Source organism: Mesorhizobium sp. M0715 (genome assembly GCF_040320355.1).
Classification (GTDB): Bacteria; Pseudomonadota; Alphaproteobacteria; order Rhizobiales; family Rhizobiaceae; genus Mesorhizobium.
Genome location: NZ_JAMYPL010000023.1, coordinates 87,307 through 113,555, shown reverse-complemented (window position 1 = coordinate 113,555; position 26,249 = coordinate 87,307). Strand labels below are relative to the sequence as shown.

Sequence of the window (26,249 nt, the reverse complement as noted above, 5' to 3'; positions counted from 1 at the left end):
TTCGCCAAGCCAAGGTCCGGGCGGCCGCCCGGACCTTGGCTCAATCGCTCTAATCCCACGAAATCTCTCTCGTGTAGATACAAGGGGGGTGCCTCGCACCTGCGCTTGCTAGGGACCCCCATTCTTGCAAAACAAGCATGCTTTGCTAGAAAGACCTGGGGCGGGTGGCATCGTGAGAGAACCTCATGTTTGCCGATATCATCAGACCGATCACCTTGAGTTTTTCGCTGCTGCGGCGGTTCTGGCCGCAACTCGTGGCACTCGTGCTGGCCGGCGTGCTGGTCGGCGATCTCCTCATGCAGCTCGCGGCGAAGGTGGCGCTGGCCAATCACTTCGCCGGGCTGGCGATGCTGACGCTGGTGGCGCTGGCGCAGCTGGTGGTGACGGTGGCGATGTTCCATGTGTTGCGCCCCGGCCTGCCGCATGTGCTGGCCGCGCAGCGCAGCGCGGACAAGGCCGCAACCACCGAGGCGCAAGCCGTCAAGGAGCCGGGTGCTGTGGACCGGCGCGGCTCGCGGCTGGTGCGGATGATCACCATCGCGCTGCTGCCGTTCTTCGCCTATTACGCGGCCTGGGGATTTCTGGGCGACATCGTTCGCCAATATTCGCGCGCCACGCTCGACCAGGCCGATTTCGGCCAGAGCGCCAATGTGCTCGACGTGCTCGATTCGCGCTGGCTGCTGGTCTCGGTGGCGGTGTCCTGGCTGATCCACCGGCTGGCCAAATTCATGCAGACGAAAACGAAAGCCGCCTCGTTCTGGCAGATCGTCGTGGTGATCTGCGAGACCAACTGGATCTTCGTTGGCCTCTATGTGATCAGCCGCTGGAAGGACTCGGCGCTGCAATGGCTGATGAGCCGCAATTTCTGGTCGGCCCTGCAGGCCTCAGTGGACGGGCTGGCGAACCCGGTGCCGATGGCCTCGGCCGCCCCCATGGTGCCGGTCGAGTCGATCGCGCCATCGACGGTTGCCGTCAACCTGTTCTTCTTCATGTTGCTGCCGCTGATCTGGCTGGTGATGGCGGCGCTGATCTATGGCTATGACGTGGGCGACGATGCCGCCCTGATGCGCGTGCACGGCCGGCTGGAGCGCGCCGGCCGGCGCTATGTCGGCCTGCCGAAATTCCTGCGTGATTTCGTCGAGCATTTCATCGCCGGTTACCGCTCGCGCTATCTGCCGATCGCCAACGGGGTTCGGCTGACAGTCAGCTCCAGTCTGGTGCTTTTGTGCACGCTGGTCGTCGGCTACCGCTTGCTCGACTGGGGCGCTGCCTGGCTATGGCTGGGCACGACGCGGCTGATCGGTCCGCACGAGCTCGACGTCTGGCAGATTTTTTCGCATGGCGTGACGCTGCTGTTCGGCAGCCCGTTCCAGGATTCCTCCACCGGCATCCTGATCGAGCCGCTGCGCATATGCTTTCTCGCCGCCGTGCTGGAGACAGCGTTTTCGATGGCGAAGCGGGCGGGGAAGTGAATTCTCTCCGTTTACGGGGAGAAGGACGCTCACTTCGGCGGCCTCTGAAAGCGCAGGAACCACGGCCGCTCGCTGCCCAATCCGACAGCCGGGCGGATGGTCTTGATGGCGTCCTCGGGCACGATGAAGGTTTCGCCCACGGTGATGATTTCGCCCTTCTTGGCGCCGGAGAAGATCGCCGAGGTGCAGTTCATCACGCCGTCCGGCAGGCCGACGCCGGAGATGAAGTCGGACAGCCAGCGGCGCCCGGCGGCGTCGGTCAGTATCACCTTGCAGCCCAGCCACTGTTTTTGCAGATCGGGGTCGCCAACCGTTACCGCAAAGGTGGCGATGACGGCGAAGGCGTGGTCGGGCAAGCGGCCGGCCTTGCCGCCGCGCAGATCGGCCAGCCGCCACTCGCTGCCGCCGAATGGCACGGACTGGCCGAACTCGACATCCCTGGCGATGAGGTCGTCGCCGTGCAGCCATTCACGGACGCTGTCATAGCTGGTCTCGGCCAGCGTCAGCGGCAGCAGGATAGCGAGCGCGGCAAGACCGCGCCGGCGCCATTTTTTCTCGGTCTCTCGGCCTTCGTCGGCGGCTGGTTCGAGATCGGTCGAAACTGCGGTCATGCCTTTGCCTTGGTCTTGCTCAGTGTTGAGAGTTTCGAGCGCAAACTGCGCTGCGGAATTGCTTTGGGTTCAAGCTGGGTTACTCTGAAACGATTGAGCTCCCTGCATCGGAGAACAAAATTTGCAGAGTCCCGAACCGTTTCAGATTTCCGCGACGGATTTCTGGCTCCTGAGCCACCGGACTGACTCTGCTCTGCCCGGGTACCTGGTGCTTGGTTCCAAGCTGCCGACCAACAACCTCTTGGAACTGCCGCAAGCGGCTCTGGCCGAATTGGGCCCATTGCTTGCGGAAGCTCAGAAGGCATTGACGTCGCGGCTGCGGCCTAACCGGCTCTACATCAGTCGCTACGGCCATTCTCCGGGTCATTCGTTCCATTTTCACCTGATACCTGTCTATGACTGGGTCGAACGGCTCTTCTGGTCCGACCATCGATATCGATCCTTGAACAGTTCACTGATGCGTCAAGCGAACCGGGCACCGATGGCGCGGAACTCACGCTGTTTATTTGGAGGGAATTTTGTGAGCGGGCCGATCCACCCCCTGTCGAAGGTCCTTCTGTTGCGGAAGTGATTGCATTGCTGCGCCAGGTCATGGGCAGTTAGGCTTGCGCGCCCCTTCCTACAGTCGCGCATCAAGATCGTATTGCGGCAAGACATCCGCTGGCTGGCCATCGGCGCCGGTCGGCACCGCGTCGAGGCTGATGCGGGCCTGGGCGTCGAGCGGGCCGAACCGGCGCGCGGCGACCAGCAGGCTGGCGCCGGGGATCTGGTCGGGCGGCATCTCGAAGATGAACAGGCCGCGTCTTTCCAACCCCGGATCAATGGAATGCGGCGGCATGTCCTGGCGGTAGCCCAGCCGTTCGCTCTGGTGGTAGCGCAGGCCGGTCGGGCCTTGCCAGGTGCCGTCGGCGACCGTGGTGGAGGTGCTGGTGGCGGTGAGACTGGTCGTCACCACCGCCCACAGGCCGCTGGTCGTCAAAAGCTTCTCCTGGCCGAACTGGTCGCTCTTCAGCGTGCGGGCAAAGACCACTCTGTCGAGGCGGACAGCGAAGCTGCGCGCCCGCACCGTGTCGTGGACGGCGCCGTCGACCGGGATCGGTGCGGTGAGCTCGGCATAATGCGGCTTCGACACCTGCATGCCGTAGCTCAGCGCCACGGTGGTGGCGAGGATCAGGAGATTGCCGATGGCCCGGATATTCATGAGCCGCCTTTCCGTGAGTCTGCCACGGGCAGGTCGACGACGGGCAAGGTGACGGTGCCGAGCCGAGTGGGATTGAACCAGCCGGGCGTCCCGTAAAGGTTGTCGCGCGGCTTGAAGAGCTCGGCGATGATGCCGAAGCTGAGATTTGCCGGCACGATGGCGTCGCCGGCAAGCGGCCAGACATAGGCCATGCGTTCGGTCATGCCGGGATGCAGTTCCGGCGTCAGAGTCGAATCACGGGTCAGCGCGATCATCGGCAGGCCGTCGAGCAGAGCGAGTCCGTCCGGCGTGAAGACATTGAAATAGGCCTTGTCGGATTGCGCCGTGCGATTGGTCAGGTCGACCTCCAGCACCAGCGCCTTCTGGCCTGGTTTCAGCGGCACGCCATAGACCTTGGCGCGGCTGACATATGCACGCACCGGCTTGAGATGCCAACGCCCGGCATCGATGCCGGCATCGGGCGGCAATTGCGGCGGGGCGTGGGGGGGCAGGGCGCCGAACGCGCCCATCAGGCCGGCGACGAACAGGGCGGCGATGGTTCCCGCGCCGGCCGTTATCCAGGTTTGAAATTTTAAGCGGGCAGTCTTGAACATTCCAAACTATGCACGTCGACGATCAGCCACCCCTGCGCAGTCTAGAAAGAAAAAATTGCTGATGGAACCCGCAAATGGCTGGTCCAGCCTCACGCTGCTTCGCGCGCCCATAGAAGATGGCCATGGCGACGAAAATACCGCGCCACCAGCCGCTGTTGCTTGGCCCTGATCAGGTCGGGCAGGCGCCGCTCCTGGCGCCAGCGCGGTATGTTGCGCCAGCAGGCTATGAAGCGGACGGCGTCCTCGATGGCCTCCTCCGCCGAGAGGGCCGGGCCAATCGCGGCCAGGAACAGCGCCTCCGACGGTTTCAACGCGTCGATCACCGCCTTGCGCCTGACGTGATCCTGACGGGCGTGGGCGATGCCGTTGCGGCGGATGGCTTCGAAGGCTTCAAGCAGGGCCAGGCTGTCGCCGGCGTAACCGCAGGAACGGGCAAAATCGGCGGCAAGGGCGTCCATTATCGCTCCCGGGTTTGATGCAATGGGCGGGTTCGTGCTCCGACTCACATTTGCATATCCAGCGTGAAAGCATAACTCAAATTACCTTAGAAGAAAAACTTCTGGGAAAGTTTGAAAACTGCGACTCGACTCCGGGCGCAAAACACAGGAATATGCGAACAAATCAGGAACAAAGACGAGGCAGGGGCGATGGCATTGCCGGGCAGGGAACCAACAATGGCGCATGTCGCCTCGATCTCGGTCGAGTGCGCGGATTGCGGCCGCAACCGTTGGTGGCGGCCCGATCAGTTGAAGCGGTTCGGCGTGACGAGGAACACGCCGCTTGCCGCTCTGTCGGGCCGCATCGTCTGCTCGGCCTGCCGTGCCGACGGACTGCCGGGGGCGACCGTTACGATCCAGGCGGCCTTCATCGACGAGCGCCAGCGCGTGCGTAGCGAAGCGCAGATGCTGAGCGATCGCGAGGTGCCGCTGGAGGGAGCGCGGCGGGCTTGAGTCTTGTCGAAAGGGTGAACGGCCGGTTCGCGTAAGCGAATTGATCGTGCCAGTGGCACGATCAAAGGCCAGCGAACGCCGGGGCGCTGCGAAGCAGCGGGGACCCGGCAGGTGGATCCTGCGCTACCCGGCCCTTCGCAAGCTCAGGGCGTTCAAGGCTCGAAAAGCCAAGCAATTGGCTTTTCGTCCGCTGTGCGGACCGCCTTTCACCCCCGCAAGGGGAGAAGGCAAGAAGCGCTCCTCAATACCCCAGCAATTCCTTCAGCGAAATCACGCGCCAGACATGTTTGATGGCGTAGCGGTTGAAGGTCAGCGTCTTCGGCGGATTGTATTGCTCGACCACCAACTCGCCCGCCGTGCGTTTGACCAGCTTCTTGATGAAGGCCTTGCCGTTGCGCTCGTTTTCTTCGGGGAAGGTCTCGATCACCACGTGGTCGCCGGGCACCGCGTCGCGGCCGCCGCAATAGATCAGGTCGCCGGGCTCGTAACGCGGCACCATGGAATCCGAGAGCACGTGCAGGGCGAACACCTTCGGCAGGTTGCGCACGCCCGGCGGGCGCTGGACGTAGCCTGCCGGCTCGCCGTTGAAGGTGAAATCGCCATCGTCGCCGCCGACGGCCGCGCCTAGCACCTCGATATCCATCGAACCGGCGGGCAGCGGACCGGCATCGGTGACGATCTCCGCGTCGGCGACCGGTCCGGCATCGTCGAGAAACACGACCTGCCCTTGGCCCAGCGCCACCGGGTCGACGCGCAGGAAGGCGGCGGTCTTCAGGAGGTTCTCGGTCTTGGGCAGATTGCGGCCGGTTTCCCAGTTGCCGACGGCGGCGACATCGGTGTCGTTGTGCTCCGCAATGTGGCGCATGACCAGGCCGCGCTGCTTGCGCGCCTTGCGGATCGCCGCCCCGACCTTGATCGACAGTTCCGTTTTTGCCATGGCGCCCATGTGAGCGATGAAAGCGGCTCTCGTCTATGAAAGAATGGCTTGCATATATTTTCGAGTTATGCTTATATCCGGTCATGCAAAACCTGTCCAGCTTTGATGGCGCCGAGTCGCCGGCCTCACGCGAGGCGCATCCGGCGGTCATAACCGCCGCCCATTCCCTTCCGCCCCGGCCGTCCTCCTCCCCGGCCGGGGTGAAGCCCGAGGCTCAGTGCTTGACTGCACCAGCCTCGGGTCCGGTCCGCCTGTTTCCGGCGACCGGAACGGCCGGAGCCGCCGCTCCCAGCGGCTCCGGTCCCCAATTCGGCCGGCATGGCGCCGGCGCTGTTTTTTCGGCTGGCCGATCCTGCATCCGCACCGAGGACGGCACCGTCATCCTGTTGGACAGGCTAACGGGCAGGGCGGTTTCCGCCCTGGACAGAAACACGGCCGAGGCGCGGCTTTTGCACCTTGCCGGCGGGAAATCGGCCCAATCCGGCTGAGGCTGGCCGGCTGACAGCCGGCTCTTGAAAAACAACCTGACTGCGGCCCGGCCACCGGGTCGAACCTTGACGCTGCCCGACGGCGCGCGGCCGAACTTTGGATGGAGCTGGTATATGGCAAGCTATAGCGACGCGGAATTGCACGAGATCGGCCGCTGGCTGAAGGACGGGCTTTCAGCCTCCAGGATTGCAGTCGCGTTCACCGCGCTGCGTGGCAGTCCGGTGTCGCGCGACGCCATCATCGGCATCGTGCATCGTAACGCCATGCTGGGCGCGATCGGCTTTGCCAATGGCAAGGGGCCGCCGCCGCGAGCCAGACAGGCCGGGGGCAAGCGCGCTGGAAGCAAGCGGGCCGATGGCATGTCGGCGAATGCGACGCCTGCCGTCGGCAAGATGCATGGCGTGCTTGCCGCCAAGGATATCCATGCGCGTGAAGTGGCCCGGCCCAGGCGCGCCCATTCGTTCGTGCGCGAGGCGGGCGTGCTGATCGCCGACGGCGTAGCCTATCGCCTGGAGGTGCCGGCGCCGCCGCGCGCGGCCATCGGCCGGCAGCCGCATGGCGTGGCGATGCGCTTCATCGATTGCCTGTTTTCACGCTGCCGCGCGCCGCTGGATCTGACGGTGGAGGAGGATTCTGAAAACGATGCGCCCGGCAGCCGGCCGGGCGCCGACATGCTGTGCTGCGGCATGCGCACCACGCCGCTGAAAAGCTATTGCACCTACCATCAGGCGCGCTTCCAGCGCCGCGTATTTGTGGCGGGATGAGCACGCTCTCCCATTGCTGCGCCAGCCTCATCCGGCCGCTTCGCGGCCACCTTCTCCCCGTGGGGGAGAAGAGAGGGCACCCGACGGTGCAAGTCTCCTCTCCCCTCGGGGGTCCGAAGGACGGACGAGACACGTGGCTCGCCCCAAAATGGTCAGCCGAGCGAAGCGGAGGCTGGGTGAGGGGGCTGCCTCGCCGCACAAAGGTGGAGGATCTGAGATGAATCAAGCCCGGAGCAAAATCGCCAGAACCTTACTTCGGCATTTGCCGGCCCTGCTTGGGCGTGCGGCTCTGCATGCTCCTTGCGTCCATCGCCATCGCCGGGTTGCCTTCGGCGATCAATATGCCGGTCACCCGGGCAAAGCCGGTAAACACCTTCATGGCGTCGGCTTCGGAAATCTGCGCGGCGATCGCCGCGCTGCAGGCGTTAAGCGCGCTGCGGTAGACATGGCCGCGTCGCTCCAGCGGCCAGCGCTGCAGAAAATCGGCGGCTTCGCTGACGCTGTCGATCTCTTCGACCTCATCCTCCACCCGCACTTTGAGCGGCACTCCGGTTTTCATCGTACCCACCGCGTTCACCTTCGCTTTGCGCGCGGCTCTGTCTACCGCATCCTTAAACGCGCCCCGCTGGCGGGCGGTTGCATCAATTTTTCGGCTGGCTGGCGATCCTCATGGACTAGCCACCGCGTCCAGCCAGTCATGGGCGCGGCTTTTGGGCCTGGCCACCAGTATGTTCTGTTGCTTGGCCGCCCTGGTGAAGGCGTCGAATGCGATGCGCTGGCAGCAGGTGCCGTCGACGGCGAGCGTAACCAGCCGCGTCGCCTCGAGATAACCAGGTGCTGTCTTGTCGGGCCATTGGTGGCGCAGTGCCTCGGCTGCGCCGGCCACCGAACTGACCAGCATGGTTTTGTTGTCGCAAAAGCGCACGGTAACCGGCATGAAGGCTGTCATCGGCGAACCTCCCCTTGGCGTGGACGCGACATAACGTCGAAAGCTCGCGCCGGTTCCATCAGCCTGGATGCCGGGCGGCAAGGATGGTGGCGCAGCGGCGAAGAGGCGACGACCTCCGGTTCAACGAAGGCCAACCGAACGGCGGCCCTCTCCGCCCTGCCGACCATGTGGGGAGATGCCCAACAGCGCGAAGGATCGCCGCCTTGCCGTCCTCCATCATCCCAAGCCAACCAGGAGCCTTCCATGAGCAAAAAGACCAAATCCGCAAAACCGCAGGCGCCGAAATTGCCGAAGGGTGAGGCCGAGCAGGTGCGCATACGCCGCCAGATCGGCCATGATTTCGCGCTCAGGGATGACGCCTTCGGCCGCAAGCGGCTGGCGGCGGGAACGCTGGAGGCTGCTCGTGTCTACGAGGTGTCGAATGACGGCCACGCCGCCGCCGGCGGCATCGTGCGGGTGCGCGCCATCGATGCGCTTATCGGCATCACCTCGCTGTCGCGCCAGCAGCGCGAGGCAGGCCTGCGCTACCGCGAGGATTTCCGCTGCAGCCAGCAGGCTGATGTCAAGCCGATGCGCTGGACCGAGCGCGTCGACGGCGGCCGCGAGGGCGGCGGCATCGCCGACAGCGTTCTCGACGCCGGCAGGGCCTATGCCGCCGCCACAAGAGCGCTAGGCCATTGGGAGGTGGCCGCCGTGGTGCGACAAGTCTGCTGCGCTGACGGTTCCCTCAAGCGCCTGTCCGAGCAGACCGGCGAGGGCCGGAATGTGGTGACAAAGCTGCTGAAGGTGGGGCTGGATCTGCTGGCGGTGCATTACGGGATGATGATGAGGAGGTGAGGTGGTGAGGTGGTGAGATGGTGAGATGGTGCAACGGATGGCTCGCACGATGCGTAAAACATCGCTAGCCTAGGCGTTTGCATTCCCAGGAATAGAATCGTGAAAGCCGTTTTCGATGTGAAGCCGGGTTCTGGCTACGACGATGACATCACCCGCCGCTATCAATTCCCCGCTCGCAGCAATTATCTGGACGCTGCCCGGAACGCCATTGGCGACTGGGTGCTGTTTCGCGAACCGCAGCGCAATGGCGGCCGTCGTGCGTATATCGCCTATGCGCGTGTAACAGATGTCTTGCCGGATCCTGACCGATCCGACCGTTACTATGCCCATGTGACGGACTATCTCGAATTTCCTACACCGGTGCCTTTCGTTAAGGATGGCCGCTACGCGGAGGCGCTGTTGCGCGAGGTTCTCGACCCCAGCCACGTCGGCCAAGCCGTGCAGGGCAAGTCGATGCGCCCGATCCTGAGTGAGGATTTCGACAACATCGTGCTGGCTGGTTTGAATGAGACACTTGACCCTGCCAACGCCAGAAGGCTCAGCCCCGACATGCTGCCGCTGGATGTTCCATGGCCGATCCAGCCTGGTTTTGCCGGACAGCCCGGTTTTGCCGAGACGGTCGATCGTCGGGTCGAACAGATCTTGCTGAACCGCAAAATCCGCGACGCCACCTTCCGGTTGGAAGTCTGCCGTGCTTATGAGGATAAATGCGCAGTCACCGGCTTGCGCATTATCAATGGTGGCGGCAGGGCCGAGGTTCAGGCCGCTCATATCAAACCTGTCGCGGTCGGCGGGCCGGATGTTGTCCGGAACGGCATCGCGCTATCGGCCACCGTGCATTGGCTGTTCGATCGGCATCTGATTTCGATAGACGAAAACCATCGACTGCTGGTCGCGCACAACCGGGTGCCGAGCGAATTGAGAAATCTCTTCCGTCCGGAATCCCAGGGTTTGCATTGGCCCAAGGATGCGCGGTTGATGCCACATCCGGCGTTTCTGGCTCATCATCGCGAGCTGTTCGCGGGGGCGCATTGATTTGCCGCGCCGCGCCGCCCCTCATCCGCCTGCCGGCACCTTCTCCTCGTATAGACGGGGAGAAGGGAACCTCTAAAACAAGGCCCTCTCCAATGGCCCCGCCAGTGTCTCGGCAAAGCCCGTCGCCAGATGGTGCCTGTCACGAAACGCCAGCTTGCCTGATATGACGACGTGGCAGGTGGTCGGGCCGCAGAATTGGTTGGTGAGGTCGATGTAGCGGGTGTCGGGTACGCTGGTCACCACGGCGCGCTCGGCGGCGGCGGTGCTGTCGTTGGCGGCGTCCGCCCTTGGCGTATCGCAGTGCGGCGAGGGGGCTTCGCGCCACCACAGGGTGCGCGCCACGCAGGAGCCGGCGAAGCTGGCGTTAATCGGCGTGTCGCGGATAACAGCCGTCTCGACACCGGCCCGGCTGAAGGCCTGCAAGGTCGAGCGCAGGCCGGCCTGCCAGCGCGCTACTTCGGCGGTGCGTTCGGCGGCGGGCAGGTCGCGGGTCAGATTGCCGATGGAAAATTCGGAGATCACCACCAGGCGCGGCTTGCGGCGGATGATCTCTGATATGGCCTGCTCGCGCCAGGCGTCGCATTCGGTGTAGTCGCGCTTCAGCACCGTGTTGAAGGTGGAGAGCCGCGAGGCGCGGCACGATGATTTAAGATAGGTGATGACCTTTGTGTCGTTGCGCTTGGCCGCCTCGATCAGCGGCGTCGACCACTGGTCGGCGTGCGAATCGCCGAACAGCACGATGGTGCGGGTGGCATCGGCCGGGCCGAACATGCAGGGTTTCGGCGTCACCGTTTGGAAGTCGGCCAGGCAGTTCTTGTCGACGGCCCGCGCGATGGAAGGTCTTTCGACCGCCTGCTCGATGCCGCGCTGCTCGGGGCCGATATTGCGCGTGGCCAGATGCGCGTTGGCATAGGCGACCGCCACGCCGGTGCCGGTCAGCATCAGAGCGGGAACCAGCACAAGGCCGGGAAAAGCGCGAAGCGGTTTTGCGTCTGGAATGACCCTGGGAAAGGCGCGGGCGCCCACCGCCATCCAGGCGCCGCGCCGCGCCGGGTCTTCGATCAAATGATAGGTGAGCACCGACAGCGCGAGCGCCAGCACGCCACAGCCAAGGCGCTGCGGCACGGAAAGGTCCGGCGCCAGCATCCCGGCATAGACGATGACCGGCCAATGCCAGAGATAGAGCGAATAGGAGAGCGTGCCGATCCATCGCAAGGGAGGCAGGGACAAAGCGGTAGCCGGGCCAAGGGCTTGCCAGCCGGTCCGTCTATTGGTCTGCGGCCCGCCAACGCCGCTCAGCAGCACCAGAACGGTGCCCGCCACCGGCAGCAACGCGTACCAGCCGGGGAAGGGCAGGTCTTCGCTCAACAGGAGATAGGCGGTCGCGATCAGCGCCAGGCCGAGCCAGCCAAGTGCTGCCCGCAGCCAGATGCGGTGCTGCAGCAAAGCCATGGGGACCAGCGTCGCAAGGCCGCCGGCGGCGAACTCCCAGGCGCGCAGCGGCGAAAAATAGAAGGCCCAGGCCGGCGCCGCGCTGGTCAGCCACTGGCAGGCGGCGAAGGAGGCAAGGCCGGCAACGCCGATCACGGCTGCGGCCGTTCGCCGGCCCGGCCGCAGCCAGGCGGCCAGCAGAAGCAGCGCCGGCCAGGCCAGATAGAACTGCTCCTCCACCGACAACGACCAGAAGTGGATGAAGGGATTGCTGGTGGCGTCGGCGGCGAAATAGTCGAACGACCAGCGCAGCAGCCAGAGATTGATGGCATAGGCGGAGGCGAACATGGCGCCGCGCGAATAGAGCGCCTGCTCCTGCGGCGCCAGGATGAAGTAGCCGGCGGCCAGCGTAACCAGGATGACGAACAAAGCTGCCGGCAGAAGCCGCCGCGCGCGCCTGGCATAGAAGCGCCAAAGGTCGAGCCGGCCGGTCTCGCCGATCTCCTGCATGAGGTGGGTTGTTATCAGCCAGCCCGAGATGACGAAGAAGATGTCGACGCCGGCAAAGCCGCCGGGGAGCGCGGTGAGGCCGAAATGGTAGGCGACGACACCGCCGACAGCGAGCGCGCGCAATCCTTGTATGTCCGACCGGAACGATGCTGCCACGACGGCTCCTTCGTGCAAGGCCCAGCCCCTGCGCAACGTCGGCCGGGCAGGCCGATATCGCAATGCAACAATTTTATCGCAGTGCAACATAAAACAATTTTGTCGCAGTGCAACATAGCAGGAATGGAAATGGGCCGGCGCGCCGGCCGGGCTTGATCGTTGCGTGGCGGGCTTGGCCGCGCGCCCTGCGGCAGACGCAAAACAGCCCCGCGAAGGGGCTGTTTCTCATCGGTTCGCTGGATTGCTACTTGCTGCCGCCGTTCGCTTTCACGCTGCTGCAGAATTCCGGATGGCTGTTGGCCGCAGTGGCGTCCTTCGCCTCGTCCTCGCAGGCCTTCATCATCGCGGTCTGGTCGTCCGGCGTAAGGGCCTTCCAAGCTTTAACGAAGTCGTCGTTGCTGACCATCGTCTTCATGCCGCTATCGGTGTAGAAGGGCTGCATCTTGGCCGGATCGTCGAGAGCCGACGTGCCGGTGTCGCCTGCCGCAAGCGCGGAGCCGGCAACCATCGAGAGCGTCATCGCGCCGAAACAGATCATCTTGATGTTCATGGTGTACTCCTCCTGTTGCTTGGGATCGTCGAAGCAACGATCAGTTGGAAAACGACAGGTTTGGGTGAAAGTTCCGGCATTTTTTGCGCAAAAATCCCGAAACGAAGAAAAATATAGTCGAAAAACTTGAAACTTTCCCCGATTTTTCCCGTAGAAAGCGAGTTTAGCGGGTCTCGCGTGCAAGACTGACCACCAGCCGATCGACGCTGGGGTCGTCGAGACTGACGATATGGGCCATCAGCATCGCTCGCCTCATGCTGATCCTGGTGACGTCCTGCCGCATGATGACCGACACAAAGGCCGGCCCCGATCCGGTGAGGACGATCGCCCTGCCGACCAGAACTGGTTCGGAGATGGGCGCCCACTGTACGGTCATGATCGAGGGCTCGCTTGTCTGGCGGCGGTCGATGCCTGTGAAATAGATCCAGTTCAGGCGCGAGATCGCCACGCCGTAATGGTTGCCGGGCATTCTCGAACCACCCTGGCCATCGCCCGGAGCCCAGCGCGTTACCCGCCTGAAGGTGACGAGATCGGCCTCACGCCGCACGAAGGTGACCGAGCGCATCAAAAAATCGGGCCGGCCGGGGATCGAAAAATAGGTGAAATAGGTGCCTCCGGCGATGGCGGGCGACGGCGGCCGCACCATGTTCTCGTACAGTGCCTCGCGCAACGTTGCATTGCTGTCGCCCTTGGCTGCCGCGGCGGCCGGCTCACGATACAACTCATCCTCGTCGATCTTGAAATAGTCGCAGATCAGCCTGGCGGTGGCTTTGTTGGGAACCGCCTTGCCTTGCAGATAGCGCTCGAACTGGGTGCGGTTGATGCCAAGCTCACGGCACACCGCGCTGACGGAAGCGTGGCGTTGGACCAGCCGCCTGAGATTGGCGGCGAGATTCTCGCGGATTGGCACGACATCTCCCCGACAGACGTACGGACCAGTATTCAAGCGATAGCTTATATACACTTGCATGACGTAGCGAGGGTGCGAAGATGGACCTTTGTCCAATAGGGCGAGGATCCCGTGGCGCGTAGACTGTACGATTTTGACAGTCCGGCTATGCAAGCCCCGCAAATGGGCGTATTTCGGTGGCAAGAGCGACCTCAGATCGGCCTCTCGACATCCTGCAATGGAGGGCGGTTTGGATCATACCGGCCTGGTCGAGCTTCTGGACTACACACAAGCGCAATTGACGAAGATCCGCCAGGCGGTCGCGGCAAGCGAGCACGCCGGTGCCATGTTCACCATCGACTGCCTTGTCGGAGCGGCGGCCGAGCAGACGAAGTGCAAGCTTGCAAGTCTGGAGCATGCCGGCTTGCCGGTCGGCAGGGATGGGCCGATTGGCCGAGGCGCATTTGAAGGCGGTGCGGCGCCGCCCGGCAAAGCGACATCGGGCAAGCCGGATGCCGGCGGCGACCGCTCCTGATCAGGGCGCGCCGATCTCGCCGATCAGCCTTGCATATTCGGCCTCGGCTTCGCCGTAACTGCCATTGGCAAGTTCCAGCAGCCCGGCGCGGTCACGAATGACGATCTCGCCCCGACGCGAGCGGATCAGCGCGCGGCCTTCGAGCAATTGAAGGGCAACGGTGACGCCTGGCCGCCTGACACCAAGCATGATGGCCAGGAATTCGTGCGTGATGGCGAGATGTTCGCCCGGCACGCGGTCGTCGCACATGAGCAGCCATCGCGCCAGCCGCTCCTCGAGCTTCAGCCGCGCGTTGACGAGCGCGGTGCAGCCGGCCTGGGTTTGTAGCGCGTTGATGAAGCGCAGCAGGAACATGCGCATGGTCGCACTTGCCGCCAATGCTGCCTTGAATGCGCCGGCTTCGATGCGGATCGCCTCGCCTTCGAGTTGTACATAACAGGCATGCGGCGCACGGTCGTCGCCCATCACCAGGGAGTATCCCGTCATGCCTTCGAAGCCGATGAAGCCCACTTCGGCCTCTTGGCCGCTCGCCGTGCTGGCGACCACCGAACCGATGCCCTGTTCGATGAAGTAGACGGCCTCGATCGGAATATTCGGGGTCACAAGCATCATGCGTAGCGGCAAGTCGCAGCGCTGCATGTGCGGCTCGAGCAACGCCAGATCATCCGCAGGCATGCGTCGCAGCAGTTGGTTTCGGTATTGATGATTTTTGTTGGGATCAGACATGGCGTGGCCCAATGCAGGGCAAGAGCCATCCAATCTCCCAGCCGTCCGTGCCCGTAAAAACGTGCGGACGATCGCCTATGTATAGGGGCGCAGAACGAATAAAGCTATGAATGCGATGTGAAATTCGAAGCACGGCGCCCCCCAACGCCCGTTCGCATATGAAAAGATCGGCCTGAATGTTAGTGTCGGAAACGTACCAAGCGCCACTTGGTACAAAACCGACATATATCTTGAGAGCGTCGGATCACGGTGAGGGCCAATAAAATCCGCCGGCTAATGACAAAGCGCCATGTCGCGCTGGGCCTGAGAACCGTTCGGCAGACCGGCGGGAGAATTGTACGATACTTACTGTGATGAGGCCGATGTTGACTCTTGCTCAGTCCGATTTCATTTTTTGACCGACAGCGTCAAGGAAGTGGTCGCTGCTCCGAAAGGGGCTTCTTATGCCGAGCCTTCATAAGCGCAATCCCGGTTTCCATCCTTCCGATCTGCAGCTGTGCCAGCGCGTCTTCGATCGGGTCTGCCTGGAGCGCAAACTTGACCGCGTGTCGGGGGAGTCGGACGTACAGCGGCTGGCAGCCACAGTGTTTTCGCTGTTTCAGAATGGCTGCCGCAATGAAGGCGAGTTGCTCGAAAGTTTCAGGCGGACCCGCCAATGACCAAGGCCAGGATCACGTCCGCGACACCGGCAGCCAAAAACGAACCTTACGACGCTGCGATCTTCGCCCGGAAATACGGCATGTCGCGGAAGGCCGCGGAGGTCGTGCTGTCCGCGAACGGACCGTCCAGAACGGCTTGTGACGCTGCCGCGCGCTCTTTTATGGAAGCGGTTGCCCGCAGAGCGAAGAGCAGCCATGAACACTGAAGTTGCGAGCGACTGTCGTTTCGCCGCCGACCCGCAGGCGCGTCCAATGCTGCCTTTATTGGACGCCGCGAGGCGTTAGCCTGTCGGCCCTGTCGGACCTGTCACTCCTGAAGCGGCTTGCTGCGCCGTCACGGCAGAGAGTTTCTGCCGTTTGAGCAGCATCGGTTTTTCATAGATCTTCTTCATGTTCATGGCTTCCCTGCACAAAATTCGATTGCGGGAGCGTCGTCGCCGGCCGCGCTCTTGTCAAGCCGACCTTGTCGAGGGTCGGCCGACCGGGACGAAAATCCACGCTTCAATTCCTGTCGGCCGGCTTGGAACGCATGCGCGAAACCGTCTCGCGCTCGGCGCGCTTGGAGCGCAGCGGCGGCAGGCCGCGGTCGATCAGGTCCATGTCCTCCAGCACCATATCGCCCATGCGCTTGAAGGCGATGTCGAGCGCGCCGGCACGGTGAGCCGAGCGCAGGAAGCCGGGCAGGGTGCGCACCGGATGGTCCCGCGCCAGCGGTTCTTCGGGGAAAACGTCGCTGGCGGCGACGATGTGGCCGCTCTTCACCGCCGCCATCAGCGCCGGGAAGTCGACCACGCCGGCGCGGCTGAGCAGGATGAAGGCGGCGCCCTTGCGCATGCCGGCAAAGGCCTCGGCACCGAGAAAACCCTGGTTCTCGCTGGTCACCGACGCAACGACGAAGATGAAGTCGCTGGTCGACAGCACCTCGTCGAGAGAGGCCGGTTCGACGCCATTGTCGATGAGGATCGATGGCGGCAGCCAGGGATCGAAGACTTTGGTGCGGGTGCGGAAACCCGACAGCAGCCGGTTGAGCGCCCGGCCGAGATCGCCGAAGCCGATGATGCCGACATCGGCGCCGGACAAGAGCCGCGCCGTGTGGTTGCCGTCGCCGCCCCACAGTTCCTGTCCCTGGCGGAAGGCGAGATCGGCATCGACGATGTCGCGGGCGAGGTTGAGCGCCATGGCAAGGCCAAGCTCCGCGACCGGCTCGGCGAACACCAGGCCGGTGGTGACGACATGGATGCCGCGCGCGAACAAGGTCTCGTAGGGCATGTTGTTGATGAGGTTGGTCTCGACATTGAAGACGCAGCGCAGCGCCTTCATCCGGTCGAGCGTTTCGGGCGATATGGGCGGCTGGCCGATGATATAGCGCGCCTCGGCCAGCACGTCGGCCGGCAGTTTCGCGACGCCGTCAGCGGTCGTCTCGACAATGCGATATTGCGCCTTGAGCCGCCCCAGCTGCCGGGCTGTGAAGATCAGGTCGAGCGTGCGTGGTTCCGGCGCACTGATAACCAGCGGCAAGGCGCTGTTGGACATGACTATTCCCTCTGTTCCCGATGGCCAAAATACCTTGGATGAAACGATTTACAACATCGCGCGGGGAGGCAAGGAGAGCGCGATTGGCGCTGGGATGAGGTGCCCTGTCGGAGCCGATATGTGCCGCAATGCAACAGTGAAGAATCGTTTGACTACGATGGCGCGGAAACGACGTAAGGACCAGTAATGACACAATTGACACGGGGCAGGGAATTGGTTCTGCTGGCACCGTACTAATTTGGAGGGCACTTTACAGTGAAGAAATACGAGAAACCAACATTGCAGAAGCGCGACAGGCTTTCGGGCGTCACGGCCCAGACTGCCCCATCGACACCTCCGCCGATCCTCAGTGATTGATTGGCGCCTGATGCATTCGCCTGACAAGGGCAATCAATAGCAGCAATCGATAGGGCGCGACTGGTCGCGCCCTATCGCATATTGGCCACGGGCGCCCGCCGCTGTCCCAGATGCCGGACCTTGCGGCCGATGATCATCAGCTGGCGCGCGGTGTTGTTGCGCAGGCGCCTTGCGCGCCATTCCAGTCCGGTGCCGGCGGTGATCGACTTGGCATAGTAACTCACCCGCATGCCATCCTCATCGGCAGCCACCTTGACCGGGTCGTCATAGAAAGCGTTGATCTTGTCAGCCGCCATGCCTGGTGTTTCGAGCCATCGTGGAATGTGAACCGAATGGAGTTGATCGACATCGGTCATCACGCGCCCGATGCCGACGCCCGGCGTCGGACACGTCGTGCAGAAGGCATCGCCGATGAAGATGACCCCGTCGCGGCGATGGCCTTGCGTGGTGCTCAGGCTGATCTGCCTGACCTCGACAGGACTTGCGACTTCGAAGTTGCCACATCGCGCTGCTATTTCGGGCATCAGCTCGCAGAGCATCTTTTGCGGCTCCTGGCGAAAGGCCCGCGTCCACGCTTCGGCCACATTGCGATAGAGGAACATGTTCGCCCGCATCTTGTCGCCGAGGGGAAAGATGCTGATGTAGGCGATACGGTCGGCAGCCCGCCTGCTGTAGCAGGTGACGGACTGATGACCGAAATCGCGCGGCGAGATGGCGAGGTCGAATCCCATCGACAGTGAATGCGCCTTCGATTGCTCAATACGCTCGACCCCGACGGCGCGCCGCACCGCCTCGCCGTGGCCGGTTGCCACCACCAGCAGGCGGGCATCGATGACGGCGCCGTCGGCCAGCACAAGCCGCTGCCGGTCCGGTCCAGTCGAGACTTCGGTTACCTTGCCGACCGTCAGCGGCACTTGCGCAGGCAAGGCATCGCGCAGGCCATTGATCAGCGCGCCGTAGGAGAATGTGAATTCAGCCTTCTTCTCATGCGCGAAAAACTGGCCGAGGCGAAAGACATGCGTGTCGGTCGTCGAGGTGACGAGACGCTTGAGTGTTGCATCGAGGCCGAGCTTTTCGAACAGCAGCATCTGATCCATGCCGATCTTCTCGGCCCGGAACTCCTCGTGGTGGACGCGGTGCGGGTCGATCAGCGCCACCTTGCGCCCGGCTTTTCCCAACAGCATGGCTAAGGTGGTCCCAGCCATTCCGGCACCGACGATCGCCACATCGACTTCGGCCGGGCAGGCCTCTGAGATACTCATTCTGCTGCCCTTTCTGGTGGCAACTGCACGTTCACAATCTCCGGTAGAAAATATCTTCCGGACCTGAATCAACCGCAAGCAACCGGAGCGCGTGCCTGGTAGTAACCAATGTTTAGGTTAATCGCGGGCCCGCTGCTTCCAGCGCGGTGCGATCGCCGAGCCATCGATGAACTCAAAGCCGCCAGCCTCGTTGAGCGTGTGAAGTTTACGCCCACTCCATAGCGCACCTGGATGCAAGATGGTTTCAACGACCTGCTCCATGCCGATCAAATCAAGGTGAGAAATGCGTGCGATGCCAAGCGCCGCGCCATAGCTCCTGCGGCAGTCCTGAACCGGGCGCAGCAGGTCGTTGCCGCGCCTGACCATGCGGCCGGCCGGCCGCGCCGAGGCGATGTCGATCAGCACGGGATTTTTGGGGTGCGGCGTCCAGGGGCCGCGAAAATCCGGCGCCGACCACAGATGCAGCGTGTCGGAGAAGGCGCCGCCGCCGTCGCGGACGGTGGCGAACAGCCACCAGGCGCCGCCATGCTCGACAAGCGTGGCGTCGCTGGCGACGACACCGGACAGAAGCGTCGCCTCCTTGACCCATCCGCCGGGAAAGGCGGTGGCCCGGTAGAGATCGACCGTGCCGTTGGCGCAGCTTTCCGGCACCATCCAGACCTCGCCGTCGCGCTCGAAGACGAAGGGGTAGGAGAGATGGTAGGGCAGATCCAGCACCGGTTCAGGTCGTCCGAGCGGGCCTGCCGGGCCGAAGGGCACGGCGGAGATGATGGCCTTGCCGAGCCGGTGAATATAGTCCTCGACGAACAGGGTCAGCTGGCCCTGGTAGAGGATGGGAAACGGATCGGCGTAGAAGCGGCTGCCATCGTCCGGCAGCTCTTGCCATCCCGACGCCGGATGCGCACGCAGGTCGAAAAGATCGCGGCCCCCGGTTTGCCGCCAGCCGACCTTCCAATGCGGCGCGTTGTAGCAAAGGTGATAGATCTTCTGGACGATCCGCCGCGCCAGCGTCTTGCCGGCTCTGACCCCAAGCTTGCCGGCCGAGGGCATTGGCGGCGGGCTGCCTGCCTGCGCCGGCTCTGGCAGATCGGGCACCGACTTTGCCGCGCCTGACATGGCAGCGACGATCAGGCTTGCTGTGCGCGCCAGCATATCCTGGAAGGACGCCAGCGCGATGCCGCCATATTCTGTGCCCAGACGCCCGGCGGCGATCGCAACGCCGTTCTCATCGATGCGGGCAAGCGGCGTGCGGCCGGCGAGGATCAGGGCCAGCAAGGCCGCTTCCCCGCTGGCGCCGTCATAGGTGACGCGCCAGACCCGTGTGCTTTCCAGCCTGACATCGCCGCAGAGATCGACGACCAGGTCAGGCGAAGCGGGGGACCGCCGATAGGGCGCGAGCGCCGAAAGCGGCACACGCTTGGCCAGTCCATCATGGGCCAGTCCGTGTATCGCCGTTTCGAGTTGAAACAGGGCCGCGGCGCTGCGCGGAATGCCGCCGCCCGCCGGCCTGACATCGACGGACAGTTCGACGTCGCCGAGCGCGGCAAGGCGCTCCAGCAGCGTGAGATGAAAGGCGCGGACGCAGTCGCCGTCCAGGCGTAGGCTTATCCGCATGTCGGAGACCCGAAAAGGCGGCATCCGGCCTTGCCGGTCCGGTCAAATTGTAGCCCCATCCGCATACATCTCCGCTCGCTGCGCACTCAGCACCTCGGTATGTATATTTTTAAGCAAACCGCGTGCCAAAATTCACATGACTTCTCAACATAATTAACAATCTTTTAACAGTTGGAGGCATAGCTAGGTTAGCGCCGCAAACTGATCTTGCCGGCATATGGAGTATTGTCGGAGGCAGCCATGCAATCATCCCTGCCCATGGTTCCTCAGCAACACTCTCCGGATGCGGCACGCGCGGGATCATACGCAGCTTCGACTGTCGAACTGGGCGACCTGAAGCGCATCCTGGTGCGCCGCCGGTTCTGGATCTTCGGCACTGTCGCACTGCTGACGCTGGTCGCCCTGCTCTACGGTCTTTTCACGCCCGCGCTCTACAGCTCGGCGGCGGAAATCCTCATCGATCCGCAGGACCTGCAGGTGGTCACCAACGACGTCAATCCCAGCCGTATCTCACCCGATGGCGGCATCACGCAGGTCGAGAGCCAGGTCAGCGTGGTCCAGTCGACAGGCGTGCTGATGCGGGCGATCGCGGCGACAAACCTGACGCAGGATCCGGAATTCAACGGGCAGGGCTTGCTGTCGCGCCTACTCGGTTCGGCATCGGCCGAAGGCGACAGGTCGGTGCAGACACTCGACGCGCTGCGCCGGCGCCTGGCGGTCAAGCGGGCCGACAAGGTCCTGGTCCTGGACGTTATCGTCACCGCCAAGAGCGCCGACAAGGCCGCCCTCCTGGCCAACGCCATCGCGCAGGCCTACCTGGTCGATCAGGCGAGCGCGCGTGCGAAAATGGCCAGGGACGCCTCCGAGTCGATCACCGCCCGGCTGGACGAGCAGCGCAAACGCGTCCAGCAGGCCGAGAATGCCGTCGAGGCCTACAAGTCCGCCAACAACATGGTGATGGCGGCAGGCAACCTGGTCAGCGACCAGGAACTGACCGAGATCAATACGCAGCTTGCGGCGGCGCAGAGCCGCACCGCGGCGCTGAAGGCGCAGGTCGACCAGATGCGCCGCCAGAGCGGCACGGCGGACGCGACCTCGGAAGCAATGCGCTCGGCGGTGATCTCGAGCCTGCGGGCGCAAGAGGCGACGCTGGTCGACCAGGTCTCGCAGCTCGGCACGGAGTTGGGGCCGCGTCATCCCTCGCTGATCGCAGCCCAGCAGCAGCTGCGCGACACGCGCCAGCTGATCGCGCGCGAACTCGGCCGCATCGCCACCGCCACCGAGACCGACTACGAACGGGCGCTGGCCAACCAGCAGGCGCTGGAAGCCAAGGTGGCGGGCATGAAGAGCAAATCGCTCGACACCGACCAGGCCTCGGTGCGGCTGCGCGAATTGCAGCGCGATCTCGAGGCGCTGCGTTCCGTCTACTCGAACTATCTCCAGCGTGCCCAGGAGACGCGCGAGCAGATCAATGTCGACAGCACCAATGCGCGCATCATCTCCAACGCCATGCCCGCCTTGAAGAAGAGCTGGCCGCCTTTGCCGTTGCTGTTGCTGGGCGCGATATTCGGCGGCCTCGGGCTCGGCACCGGTCTGGCGTTGATCGCCGAATATTCCTCGCCGACGGTGCTTTCCAGCGCCCAGATGCAGTCGGCCATCGACGCGCCGGTGCTGGGCGTGGTGCCGGCAAAGTCGGGCACTGGCCGGCGCTGGTGGCCTTTCGGCGGGGCGCGCGCCGTCGCCTCCAGCCAGAAGACCGACGCCGTCGTCGGCCTTGCACTGAGGCGCATGTTCAGTTCGGGCCAGCGTCCGGCGGACTGGCCGCTGGTGCCTTCCATCCTGGTGACATCGCCGCCGGGCGAGGGCGCGCAGCGCAGCCGGGTGGCGCGGCTGCTGGCCGATGCCGCGGCATCCAGGGGCAGCCGTGTGCTGTTCATCGATGCCAATGCCGGCGGCGACCAGAAGGATCCGCAGCCGGGAGTCCTCGATGTGCTGCGCGGCGAGTACGCCTTCGAGGCCGTCAGCCATTACGCAGCCGGCAGCAACGTTGCCGTGCTGGGCAGGGGCCGCTCAAAGGCGGTCTTCCAGGAAGCGCATGGCATCTATTTTGCGCAGCAGATGCTGGCGCGGGCCAGCCGGAGCTTCGAACTCGTCGTCATCGACGGCGGCGCGCTGGCCGACAATCTCAATGCCTCGCCGCTGGTCGCCATGGCCGACGAGATCGTGCTCGTCGCCACGCTGAACGCCACCCCGATGCGCGACGTCACGACGACCGCGCAGGCGGTTTCCGTCATGGGGCGGTTGCCAACGGCCGCCTTGCTGGTCGACGAGGCCGCCTGATATGGCTGCCAGTTGGAGCGCAAGCGCTTCGAACCATGGTGTTGCCGCACCCCGCGCCGGCACGTCGCTCGATGCGCTGACGCGCTTCGGACTGATCGCGGCGGTAGCGGTGCTGTTCAGCATCTCGGGCGGCATGCTGTGGCTGGTCGGCTACAATTATGATGGCCTGTTCGGCAACCCGGCGACCAAGATCCACCCGTCCACCTATCTCATCGTCCTCCTGTTTGCCTGGCGTTCCTGCGCATCAGGCAATCCGGTGGGCCATATCGTCCATCTCGCCGACAGGCGGCCGGCCAGCGCGCTGATGGCCGCCATATCGATCGTGCTTCTGTTCGTCGTCATCGCAAGGCAGCGGCCCGGCATGGCCGGCATGATCGATACGTTCGTGGCCGCGGCACTTCTGGTCCTGATGCTCAGCGAGGACGACGAACGGACCTTCGCCGGGCTGCAGACCGTCGTTCACGTGGTCATGACGGCGAATGCGCTGCTTGCCCTTTTCGAGTTCGCCACCAAGACGCTTATCTTCCCCTATCGCCTGGACGGCGTGGCGTTTACCACCGATCTGCGCTCGAGCGCGCTGCAGGGGCATCCGCTTGCCAATGCCATGGTGACGTCGATCTATGTGCTTGCGCTGCTCTCCGGTGCCAGATCCCTGTCGATGCCTGTGCGGATAGGGTTGATCGGCCTGCAATGCGCGGCACTCGTCGCCTTCGGCGGCCGCACGGCGATGGTGACGACGGTGGTGCTCGGCGGCTGCTACCTGCTTTTTCAGGGCACCACCAAATTGCGCCAGGGCCGCGTCAATCTCTTGGGTGCGGCACTCGGCTTCATGCTTGCCGCACTGCTGCCGGTCGTCATCATAGTGGCGGCATATCTGGGCTTTTTCGACGCGCTGCTGGAGCGCTTCGTGTCGGACAGCGGAAGCGCCAATGCCCGCGTCGAGATGTTCGAGCTTTTCAAGCACCTGGAATTGCGCGATCTGATCGTGGGGCCGGATGTCGAGCTGATCGACAGCCTGCGCCGCATCAACGGTCTCGAACAGGGCATCGAGAACCCGATCATCCGCACGGTCCTCTATCAGGGCGCCTTCTTCACCCTTTTGCTGACGTTCGGCTTCGTGCTGTTCCTGTTCGAGGTGGCGCGCCGCTGCCATGCCGGCATCTGGCTGCCGATGCTGGGCTGGGTCATCCTGATCAACACTTCGGAAAGCGTCGCGTCGAAGACGACGCTGCTGACCAAGTTCGTGGTGCTGGCATTGGTGCTTTACCGGCCGGCGCGGGCAGCTTTCAAACCGGTCAGTCCACCGGCATGGTCAGACCAAGCGCCGCGATGATATCAGGGTCCACCGCCCGGGTGGTATCGTCCATCATGCCCATGCCGTCGAAGAGATCCCACAGTGCCCAGGCGAAGCCGAGTTCCTCGGCGCTCCGCCTGACATCGGCGATGTAGCGCCCGCGATCCGGGTTGGGCGCGGCGACATAGCGGGCGTCGGTGCGCAGCGCGCCGAACTCGCCCATGATGATGCGTTCCGGCGCAAGGCCGTGGCCGTCGGCCCAGTCGCGAACCTGGCGAAGATATTTGTCGACAAACCAGCGGTCGGGCCGGGCGTCGAAATAGACTTTCAGCACACGCTCGGTCTCGGCATAGGCTGCCTGCTTGGCGTCTTCAGGGGTTTCGGTGTCCTGCGCCATGCGCGCCCTGACCGATGCCAGCGTCTGCTCCAGCGAGCCGGCGGATGCCGGCCACGGCACATTGTTGAGCGACCGGTAGACGGGCTCGCGCATCCAGGGTGCCCCCTGATGGCTGAACAGATAGGGCTCATAGAAGTGGAAGGTGAACAGGATCGGCTCGAAGGGCGACAGCGGTGCCGGATCGAGCGCGGTCAGTCCGCTCACCATCGAGCCGCAGCCTCCGGTGACGACCAGCGGCAGGGTCGCTGCCGATGCCCTTGCCGCGGTCAGAAGCGCGAGCTGAATTTGCAACCAGACGTTCGACGCGCAGGCCTGCGCCGGTTCGTTGACCGGCTCGAGCGCCACCCTGCCGGGCTGGAACCGCGCCAACCTGCCGGCAAGCTCGCCGACTAGCCCGCGGTAGAGATCGAAGGCGGGCGCCGCGGTGCTGGAGACCATGCGGTCGGGGTTCCAATAATGGGTGGCGGCATTGGCCTGGATGTTGACGATGATGCCGAGACCGGCGTGGAGAGTGGCCGTGACAGCCGCGTCCAGCATGTCCAGCAACCGGCCGCGCGTGGTGGCGTCGGCGGCCAGGAAAGGGCCGGGATCAACAGGCAGACGGATGAAATCGAGCCCGGTCCTGCGCAGCCGACGCAGGTCGTCCGGGGTCGGCACCGGCCGTTGCGATTGGAAGGGCGGCCAGCCATAGTCGGTGCGCGGAGCGGGAAATTCGCGCGTCAGCGAGAACCAGGGCCAGGCGTTGACACCGCGCCGAAACCGTGGCCCGGCGGCGGCGCGAGCGATTGGCGCGACCGGGAGCGAGCCGAGAGCCGCCGCGGTGGAAAGCGCCGTCCGCAGCACCCGCCGGCGCGACCAGCCTGTCATACGGTCCCTGGCGATGCGTGGTCCATCGCGGCGGTCTTGGCGGTGGTCACGCCGAGCAAATGATAGGCCTCATTTTCATAGGCGAGCAGGACATCGTCCCAGCGAAAGGCTTCGCGGGCGCGCGCCCTGGCGGCAACGCCGCAGGCCTTGACCAGGGCATTATCGTCCAGCGCCTGCTGCATCCGCTCGGCGCAACTGTCCTTGTCGGTGAAGTAGATCGCCGCCGCCCCCGCGGTCCACCTGTTGTAGGGATTGTCGTGGGCGATCACCATGTTGCCGGCCGCCAGCGCCTCGACCAGCGAGGGGTTGGTGCCGCCGACCGTGTGGCCATGCAGATAGGCGCGGGCATGGTATCTGAGCGCCTTGACCGTCGCCTGGTCGTAGATGGCGCCCGGCAGGACCACCGAGCCATTCGCCGCCTCGCGAACGGCGACATGATAGGGGATGTCGTCGGACAGCGTTCCCAGCACCACCAGCTTCATGTCGCGCTTGGCGGAGCAAAAAGCTTCGACGATCGGCAGGATGTTGTTGTCGGGTTCGATGCGGGCGATCGAGACCAGATAGCGCCCGGGCTCGAGGCCGAGCGCCCGGACCGGCGCCTCGGGCGCTGATGTCACCGGATCGGCGCCATAGGCGATGGTGGCGATGGCGCTGCGCGGCCGGCGTGTCGCCAGGTGATCTGCGATGGCGGGATGATCGGCGACCAGCCGATGCGAGGCCCATGCGCCGATCCATTCGTTGAGCCAGAACCAGGTTCGCGCCGCCATTCCCCATTTTGGGCGGCGCCACTCGATGCCGTCCATGTTGGTGAAGATCTTGCGTCGCTTCAGCCTGAGCCAGGTCAGGAAGACCGCGCCATTGTAGCCGAGCACCAGGCAAACACCCGGTCGCCGGGCGGCGTCGCGGGCGCATTGCCAGTCGAATTCCAGCGTCGCGCGCGGTCCCTTGGAGGCGACCTGGATGTGAATGAGCTCGATGCCGCGCCAGGTTTCGCTGCGCACCCTCTGGTCGATCCGTTCGACCTCATCCTGGCAATAGACGCCGACTTTCCAACCGCGCCCGACAAGAAACAGCGCCAGTTTTTCGGCAAAGGTTTCAAAGCCGCCATGGGCCGCAGGTATGCCGCGGGTCCCCAGGATCAGAATGGCGGGCGTTGCTGGTTTCATGGCCGGCGGCACTTTCACATGTCTCATATATTAGATATTGCTTAATTTATAATGAGCAGGTGGCAACTTCCGTGCCACCTCCCGATTTCGGTATCCTGCGAGGGATCATCGCGCGGGGTTGTAAA

Annotated in this window: 27 protein-coding genes and 1 pseudogene; 11 read left to right on the top strand and 17 right to left on the bottom strand. The window is 64.0% G+C overall.

The window, feature by feature from the left end; genetic code table 11:
• Positions 1–185: 185 nt before the first annotated feature.
• Positions 186–1,472: a hypothetical protein gene (locus tag NKI21_RS24635; RefSeq protein ID WP_352441856.1), complete on the top strand. Its 1,287-nt coding sequence runs from the start codon at positions 186–188 to the stop codon at positions 1,470–1,472.
• A 29-nt stretch (positions 1,473–1,501) separates the two neighbouring features.
• Here the strand turns inward: NKI21_RS24635 and NKI21_RS24630 are convergent, their stop codons facing one another.
• Positions 1,502–2,083 (bottom strand): hypothetical protein, encoded by a 582-nt coding sequence (locus NKI21_RS24630; protein ID WP_023813283.1) that lies wholly within the window; start codon positions 2,081–2,083, stop codon positions 1,502–1,504.
• A 121-nt stretch (positions 2,084–2,204) separates the two neighbouring features.
• Between NKI21_RS24630 and NKI21_RS24625 the strand changes: the two are divergent.
• A pseudogene (locus NKI21_RS24625) lies at positions 2,205–2,686 on the top strand (HIT family protein).
• A 16-nt stretch (positions 2,687–2,702) separates the two neighbouring features.
• Here NKI21_RS24625 and NKI21_RS24620 read toward each other — a convergent pair.
• From NKI21_RS24620 to NKI21_RS24610, 3 genes are all read right to left on the bottom strand, one after another.
• On the bottom strand, positions 2,703–3,284 hold the full coding sequence (locus tag NKI21_RS24620) for a hypothetical protein (RefSeq protein WP_023813285.1): 582 nt from the start codon (positions 3,282–3,284) through the stop codon (positions 2,703–2,705).
• Positions 3,281–3,877, bottom strand: a complete 597-nt coding sequence (locus NKI21_RS24615) for a hypothetical protein (RefSeq protein ID WP_352441855.1) — start codon at positions 3,875–3,877, stop codon at positions 3,281–3,283. The genes NKI21_RS24620 and NKI21_RS24615 overlap by 4 nt, the downstream gene beginning before the upstream one ends.
• Positions 3,878–3,966: 89 nt before the next feature.
• Positions 3,967–4,335: a hypothetical protein gene (locus NKI21_RS24610; RefSeq protein ID WP_023813287.1), complete on the bottom strand. Its 369-nt coding sequence runs from the start codon at positions 4,333–4,335 to the stop codon at positions 3,967–3,969.
• Positions 4,336–4,524: 189 nt separating this feature from the next.
• On the opposite strand from NKI21_RS24610, the gene NKI21_RS24605 reads away from it, so the two are divergent.
• The gene (locus NKI21_RS24605) at positions 4,525–4,827 is read left to right on the top strand and encodes a hypothetical protein (RefSeq protein ID WP_031213614.1); all 303 of its coding nucleotides are present in this window, start codon (positions 4,525–4,527) and stop codon (positions 4,825–4,827) included.
• 241 nt (positions 4,828–5,068) lie between these two features.
• On the opposite strand, the gene NKI21_RS24600 is transcribed toward NKI21_RS24605, so the two are convergent.
• Positions 5,069–5,773 carry an XRE family transcriptional regulator gene (locus NKI21_RS24600; RefSeq protein ID WP_023813289.1) on the bottom strand — a complete coding sequence of 235 codons (705 nt, stop codon included), beginning with the start codon at positions 5,771–5,773 and terminating at the stop codon, positions 5,069–5,071.
• Between the two features lie 212 nt (positions 5,774–5,985).
• Between NKI21_RS24600 and NKI21_RS24595 the strand changes: the two genes are divergently transcribed.
• Together NKI21_RS24595 and NKI21_RS24590 are read left to right on the top strand one after the other, a co-directional pair.
• Complete coding sequence (locus tag NKI21_RS24595; RefSeq protein WP_245273285.1) at positions 5,986–6,252, top strand: hypothetical protein; 267 nt, start codon at positions 5,986–5,988, stop codon at positions 6,250–6,252.
• Positions 6,253–6,366: 114 nt separating this feature from the next.
• Positions 6,367–7,017, top strand: coding sequence for a GcrA cell cycle regulator (locus NKI21_RS24590; protein ID WP_023813291.1), 651 nt, complete (start codon positions 6,367–6,369; stop codon positions 7,015–7,017).
• Between the two features lie 250 nt (positions 7,018–7,267).
• Here NKI21_RS24590 and NKI21_RS24585 read toward each other — a convergent pair whose 3' ends face one another.
• Complete coding sequence (locus tag NKI21_RS24585; RefSeq protein WP_023813292.1) at positions 7,268–7,576, bottom strand: DUF982 domain-containing protein; 309 nt, start codon at positions 7,574–7,576, stop codon at positions 7,268–7,270.
• A gap of 108 nt (positions 7,577–7,684) precedes the next feature.
• Complete coding sequence (locus tag NKI21_RS24580) at positions 7,685–7,966, bottom strand: DUF982 domain-containing protein (RefSeq protein WP_023813293.1); 282 nt, start codon at positions 7,964–7,966, stop codon at positions 7,685–7,687.
• A gap of 243 nt (positions 7,967–8,209) precedes the next feature.
• Between NKI21_RS24580 and NKI21_RS24575 the strand changes: the two genes are divergently transcribed.
• Both NKI21_RS24575 and NKI21_RS24570 read left to right on the top strand, forming a co-directional pair.
• Positions 8,210–8,803 carry a DUF6456 domain-containing protein gene (locus tag NKI21_RS24575; protein ID WP_023813294.1) on the top strand — a complete coding sequence of 198 codons (594 nt, stop codon included), beginning with the start codon at positions 8,210–8,212 and terminating at the stop codon, positions 8,801–8,803.
• Positions 8,804–8,902: 99 nt separating this feature from the next.
• Positions 8,903–9,838, top strand: coding sequence for an HNH endonuclease (locus tag NKI21_RS24570; RefSeq protein ID WP_023813295.1), 936 nt, complete (start codon positions 8,903–8,905; stop codon positions 9,836–9,838).
• A 72-nt stretch (positions 9,839–9,910) separates the two neighbouring features.
• Here NKI21_RS24570 and NKI21_RS24565 read toward each other — a convergent pair whose 3' ends face one another.
• The 3 genes from NKI21_RS24565 to NKI21_RS24555 all read right to left on the bottom strand — a co-directional run bounded on the left by NKI21_RS24565 (position 9,911) and on the right by NKI21_RS24555 (position 13,395).
• Positions 9,911–11,935 (bottom strand): acyltransferase family protein, encoded by a 2,025-nt coding sequence (locus NKI21_RS24565; RefSeq protein WP_352441852.1) that lies wholly within the window; start codon positions 11,933–11,935, stop codon positions 9,911–9,913.
• Between the two features lie 244 nt (positions 11,936–12,179).
• A complete protein-coding gene (locus tag NKI21_RS24560) occupies positions 12,180–12,485 on the bottom strand; it encodes a hypothetical protein (RefSeq protein WP_023813297.1) in 306 nt (101 codons plus the stop codon).
• Between the two features lie 163 nt (positions 12,486–12,648).
• A complete protein-coding gene (locus tag NKI21_RS24555) occupies positions 12,649–13,395 on the bottom strand; it encodes a helix-turn-helix domain-containing protein (protein WP_352441850.1) in 747 nt (248 codons plus the stop codon).
• Positions 13,396–13,624: 229 nt separating this feature from the next.
• On the opposite strand from NKI21_RS24555, the gene NKI21_RS24550 reads away from it, so the two are divergent.
• Entirely contained in the window at positions 13,625–13,909 is a 285-nt protein-coding gene (locus tag NKI21_RS24550) for a hypothetical protein (RefSeq protein ID WP_081734951.1), read from the top strand.
• On the opposite strand, the gene NKI21_RS24545 is transcribed toward NKI21_RS24550, so the two are convergent.
• On the bottom strand, positions 13,910–14,635 hold the full coding sequence (locus NKI21_RS24545) for a Crp/Fnr family transcriptional regulator (protein WP_031213618.1): 726 nt from the start codon (positions 14,633–14,635) through the stop codon (positions 13,910–13,912). It abuts the gene before it with no gap.
• Positions 14,636–15,290: 655 nt separating this feature from the next.
• Between NKI21_RS24545 and NKI21_RS24540 the strand changes: the two genes are divergently transcribed.
• On the top strand, positions 15,291–15,500 hold the full coding sequence (locus NKI21_RS24540; RefSeq protein WP_023813302.1) for a hypothetical protein: 210 nt from the start codon (positions 15,291–15,293) through the stop codon (positions 15,498–15,500).
• Between the two features lie 75 nt (positions 15,501–15,575).
• Here the strand turns inward: NKI21_RS24540 and NKI21_RS24535 are convergent, their stop codons facing one another.
• The 4 genes from NKI21_RS24535 to NKI21_RS24520 form a co-directional block, all read right to left on the bottom strand.
• Positions 15,576–15,686, bottom strand: a complete 111-nt coding sequence (locus NKI21_RS24535; RefSeq protein ID WP_081734952.1) for a hypothetical protein — start codon at positions 15,684–15,686, stop codon at positions 15,576–15,578.
• Positions 15,687–15,795: 109 nt separating this feature from the next.
• A complete protein-coding gene (locus NKI21_RS24530) occupies positions 15,796–16,827 on the bottom strand; it encodes a hydroxyacid dehydrogenase (protein WP_352441849.1) in 1,032 nt (343 codons plus the stop codon).
• Positions 16,828–17,255: 428 nt separating this feature from the next.
• Positions 17,256–18,446: an FAD-dependent oxidoreductase gene (locus NKI21_RS24525; protein WP_352441848.1), complete on the bottom strand. Its 1,191-nt coding sequence runs from the start codon at positions 18,444–18,446 to the stop codon at positions 17,256–17,258.
• Positions 18,447–18,563: 117 nt separating this feature from the next.
• Positions 18,564–20,060, bottom strand: coding sequence for a glucosamine inositolphosphorylceramide transferase family protein (locus NKI21_RS24520; protein ID WP_352441858.1), 1,497 nt, complete (start codon positions 20,058–20,060; stop codon positions 18,564–18,566).
• A 240-nt stretch (positions 20,061–20,300) separates the two neighbouring features.
• Here NKI21_RS24520 and NKI21_RS24515 point away from each other — a divergent pair, with 240 nt between their 5' ends.
• Together NKI21_RS24515 and NKI21_RS24510 are read left to right on the top strand one after the other, a co-directional pair.
• On the top strand, positions 20,301–22,400 hold the full coding sequence (locus NKI21_RS24515; protein ID WP_352441847.1) for a GumC family protein: 2,100 nt from the start codon (positions 20,301–20,303) through the stop codon (positions 22,398–22,400).
• Between the two features lies 1 nt (position 22,401).
• Positions 22,402–23,733, top strand: a complete 1,332-nt coding sequence (locus tag NKI21_RS24510; RefSeq protein ID WP_023813308.1) for a VpsF family polysaccharide biosynthesis protein — start codon at positions 22,402–22,404, stop codon at positions 23,731–23,733.
• Here NKI21_RS24510 and NKI21_RS24505 read toward each other — a convergent pair.
• Positions 23,696–24,958 carry a glycoside hydrolase family 5 protein gene (locus NKI21_RS24505; protein WP_352441846.1) on the bottom strand — a complete coding sequence of 421 codons (1,263 nt, stop codon included), beginning with the start codon at positions 24,956–24,958 and terminating at the stop codon, positions 23,696–23,698. The two genes, NKI21_RS24510 and NKI21_RS24505, sit on opposite strands and share 38 nt — an antisense overlap.
• Positions 24,955–26,124: a DUF1972 domain-containing protein gene (locus NKI21_RS24500; RefSeq protein ID WP_352441845.1), complete on the bottom strand. Its 1,170-nt coding sequence runs from the start codon at positions 26,122–26,124 to the stop codon at positions 24,955–24,957. Before NKI21_RS24500 ends, NKI21_RS24505 begins: the two co-directional genes overlap by 4 nt.
• Between the last annotated feature and the right edge of the window lie 125 nt (positions 26,125–26,249).

What these genes read in the sequence shown, in the direction of transcription:
- NKI21_RS24530 (WP_352441849.1), bottom strand. Translation starts at nt 16,827, where the DNA reads ATGTCCAACAGCGCCTTGCCGCTGGTTATCAGTGCGCCGGAACCACGC.
- NKI21_RS24605 (WP_031213614.1), top strand. Translation starts at nt 4,525, where the DNA reads ATGGCATTGCCGGGCAGGGAACCAACAATGGCGCATGTCGCCTCGATC.
- NKI21_RS24620 (WP_023813285.1), bottom strand. Translation starts at nt 3,284, where the DNA reads ATGAATATCCGGGCCATCGGCAATCTCCTGATCCTCGCCACCACCGTG.
- NKI21_RS24540 (WP_023813302.1), top strand. Translation starts at nt 15,291, where the DNA reads ATGACCAAGGCCAGGATCACGTCCGCGACACCGGCAGCCAAAAACGAA.
- NKI21_RS24600 (WP_023813289.1), bottom strand. Translation starts at nt 5,773, where the DNA reads ATGGGCGCCATGGCAAAAACGGAACTGTCGATCAAGGTCGGGGCGGCG.
- NKI21_RS24585 (WP_023813292.1), bottom strand. Translation starts at nt 7,576, where the DNA reads ATGAAAACCGGAGTGCCGCTCAAAGTGCGGGTGGAGGATGAGGTCGAA.
- NKI21_RS24515 (WP_352441847.1), top strand. Translation starts at nt 20,301, where the DNA reads ATGCAATCATCCCTGCCCATGGTTCCTCAGCAACACTCTCCGGATGCG.
- NKI21_RS24545 (WP_031213618.1), bottom strand. Translation starts at nt 14,635, where the DNA reads ATGTCTGATCCCAACAAAAATCATCAATACCGAAACCAACTGCTGCGA.
- NKI21_RS24525 (WP_352441848.1), bottom strand. Translation starts at nt 18,446, where the DNA reads ATGAGTATCTCAGAGGCCTGCCCGGCCGAAGTCGATGTGGCGATCGTC.
- NKI21_RS24590 (WP_023813291.1), top strand. Translation starts at nt 6,367, where the DNA reads ATGGCAAGCTATAGCGACGCGGAATTGCACGAGATCGGCCGCTGGCTG.
- NKI21_RS24575 (WP_023813294.1), top strand. Translation starts at nt 8,210, where the DNA reads ATGAGCAAAAAGACCAAATCCGCAAAACCGCAGGCGCCGAAATTGCCG.
- NKI21_RS24610 (WP_023813287.1), bottom strand. Translation starts at nt 4,335, where the DNA reads ATGGACGCCCTTGCCGCCGATTTTGCCCGTTCCTGCGGTTACGCCGGC.
- NKI21_RS24580 (WP_023813293.1), bottom strand. Translation starts at nt 7,966, where the DNA reads ATGACAGCCTTCATGCCGGTTACCGTGCGCTTTTGCGACAACAAAACC.
- NKI21_RS24615 (WP_352441855.1), bottom strand. Translation starts at nt 3,877, where the DNA reads ATGTTCAAGACTGCCCGCTTAAAATTTCAAACCTGGATAACGGCCGGC.
- NKI21_RS24505 (WP_352441846.1), bottom strand. Translation starts at nt 24,958, where the DNA reads ATGACAGGCTGGTCGCGCCGGCGGGTGCTGCGGACGGCGCTTTCCACC.
- NKI21_RS24520 (WP_352441858.1), bottom strand. Translation starts at nt 20,060, where the DNA reads ATGCGGATAAGCCTACGCCTGGACGGCGACTGCGTCCGCGCCTTTCAT.
- NKI21_RS24500 (WP_352441845.1), bottom strand. Translation starts at nt 26,124, where the DNA reads ATGAAACCAGCAACGCCCGCCATTCTGATCCTGGGGACCCGCGGCATA.
- NKI21_RS24535 (WP_081734952.1), bottom strand. Translation starts at nt 15,686, where the DNA reads ATGAAGAAGATCTATGAAAAACCGATGCTGCTCAAACGGCAGAAACTC.
- NKI21_RS24510 (WP_023813308.1), top strand. Translation starts at nt 22,402, where the DNA reads ATGGCTGCCAGTTGGAGCGCAAGCGCTTCGAACCATGGTGTTGCCGCA.
- NKI21_RS24630 (WP_023813283.1), bottom strand. Translation starts at nt 2,083, where the DNA reads ATGACCGCAGTTTCGACCGATCTCGAACCAGCCGCCGACGAAGGCCGA.
- NKI21_RS24635 (WP_352441856.1), top strand. Translation starts at nt 186, where the DNA reads ATGTTTGCCGATATCATCAGACCGATCACCTTGAGTTTTTCGCTGCTG.
- NKI21_RS24560 (WP_023813297.1), bottom strand. Translation starts at nt 12,485, where the DNA reads ATGAACATCAAGATGATCTGTTTCGGCGCGATGACGCTCTCGATGGTT.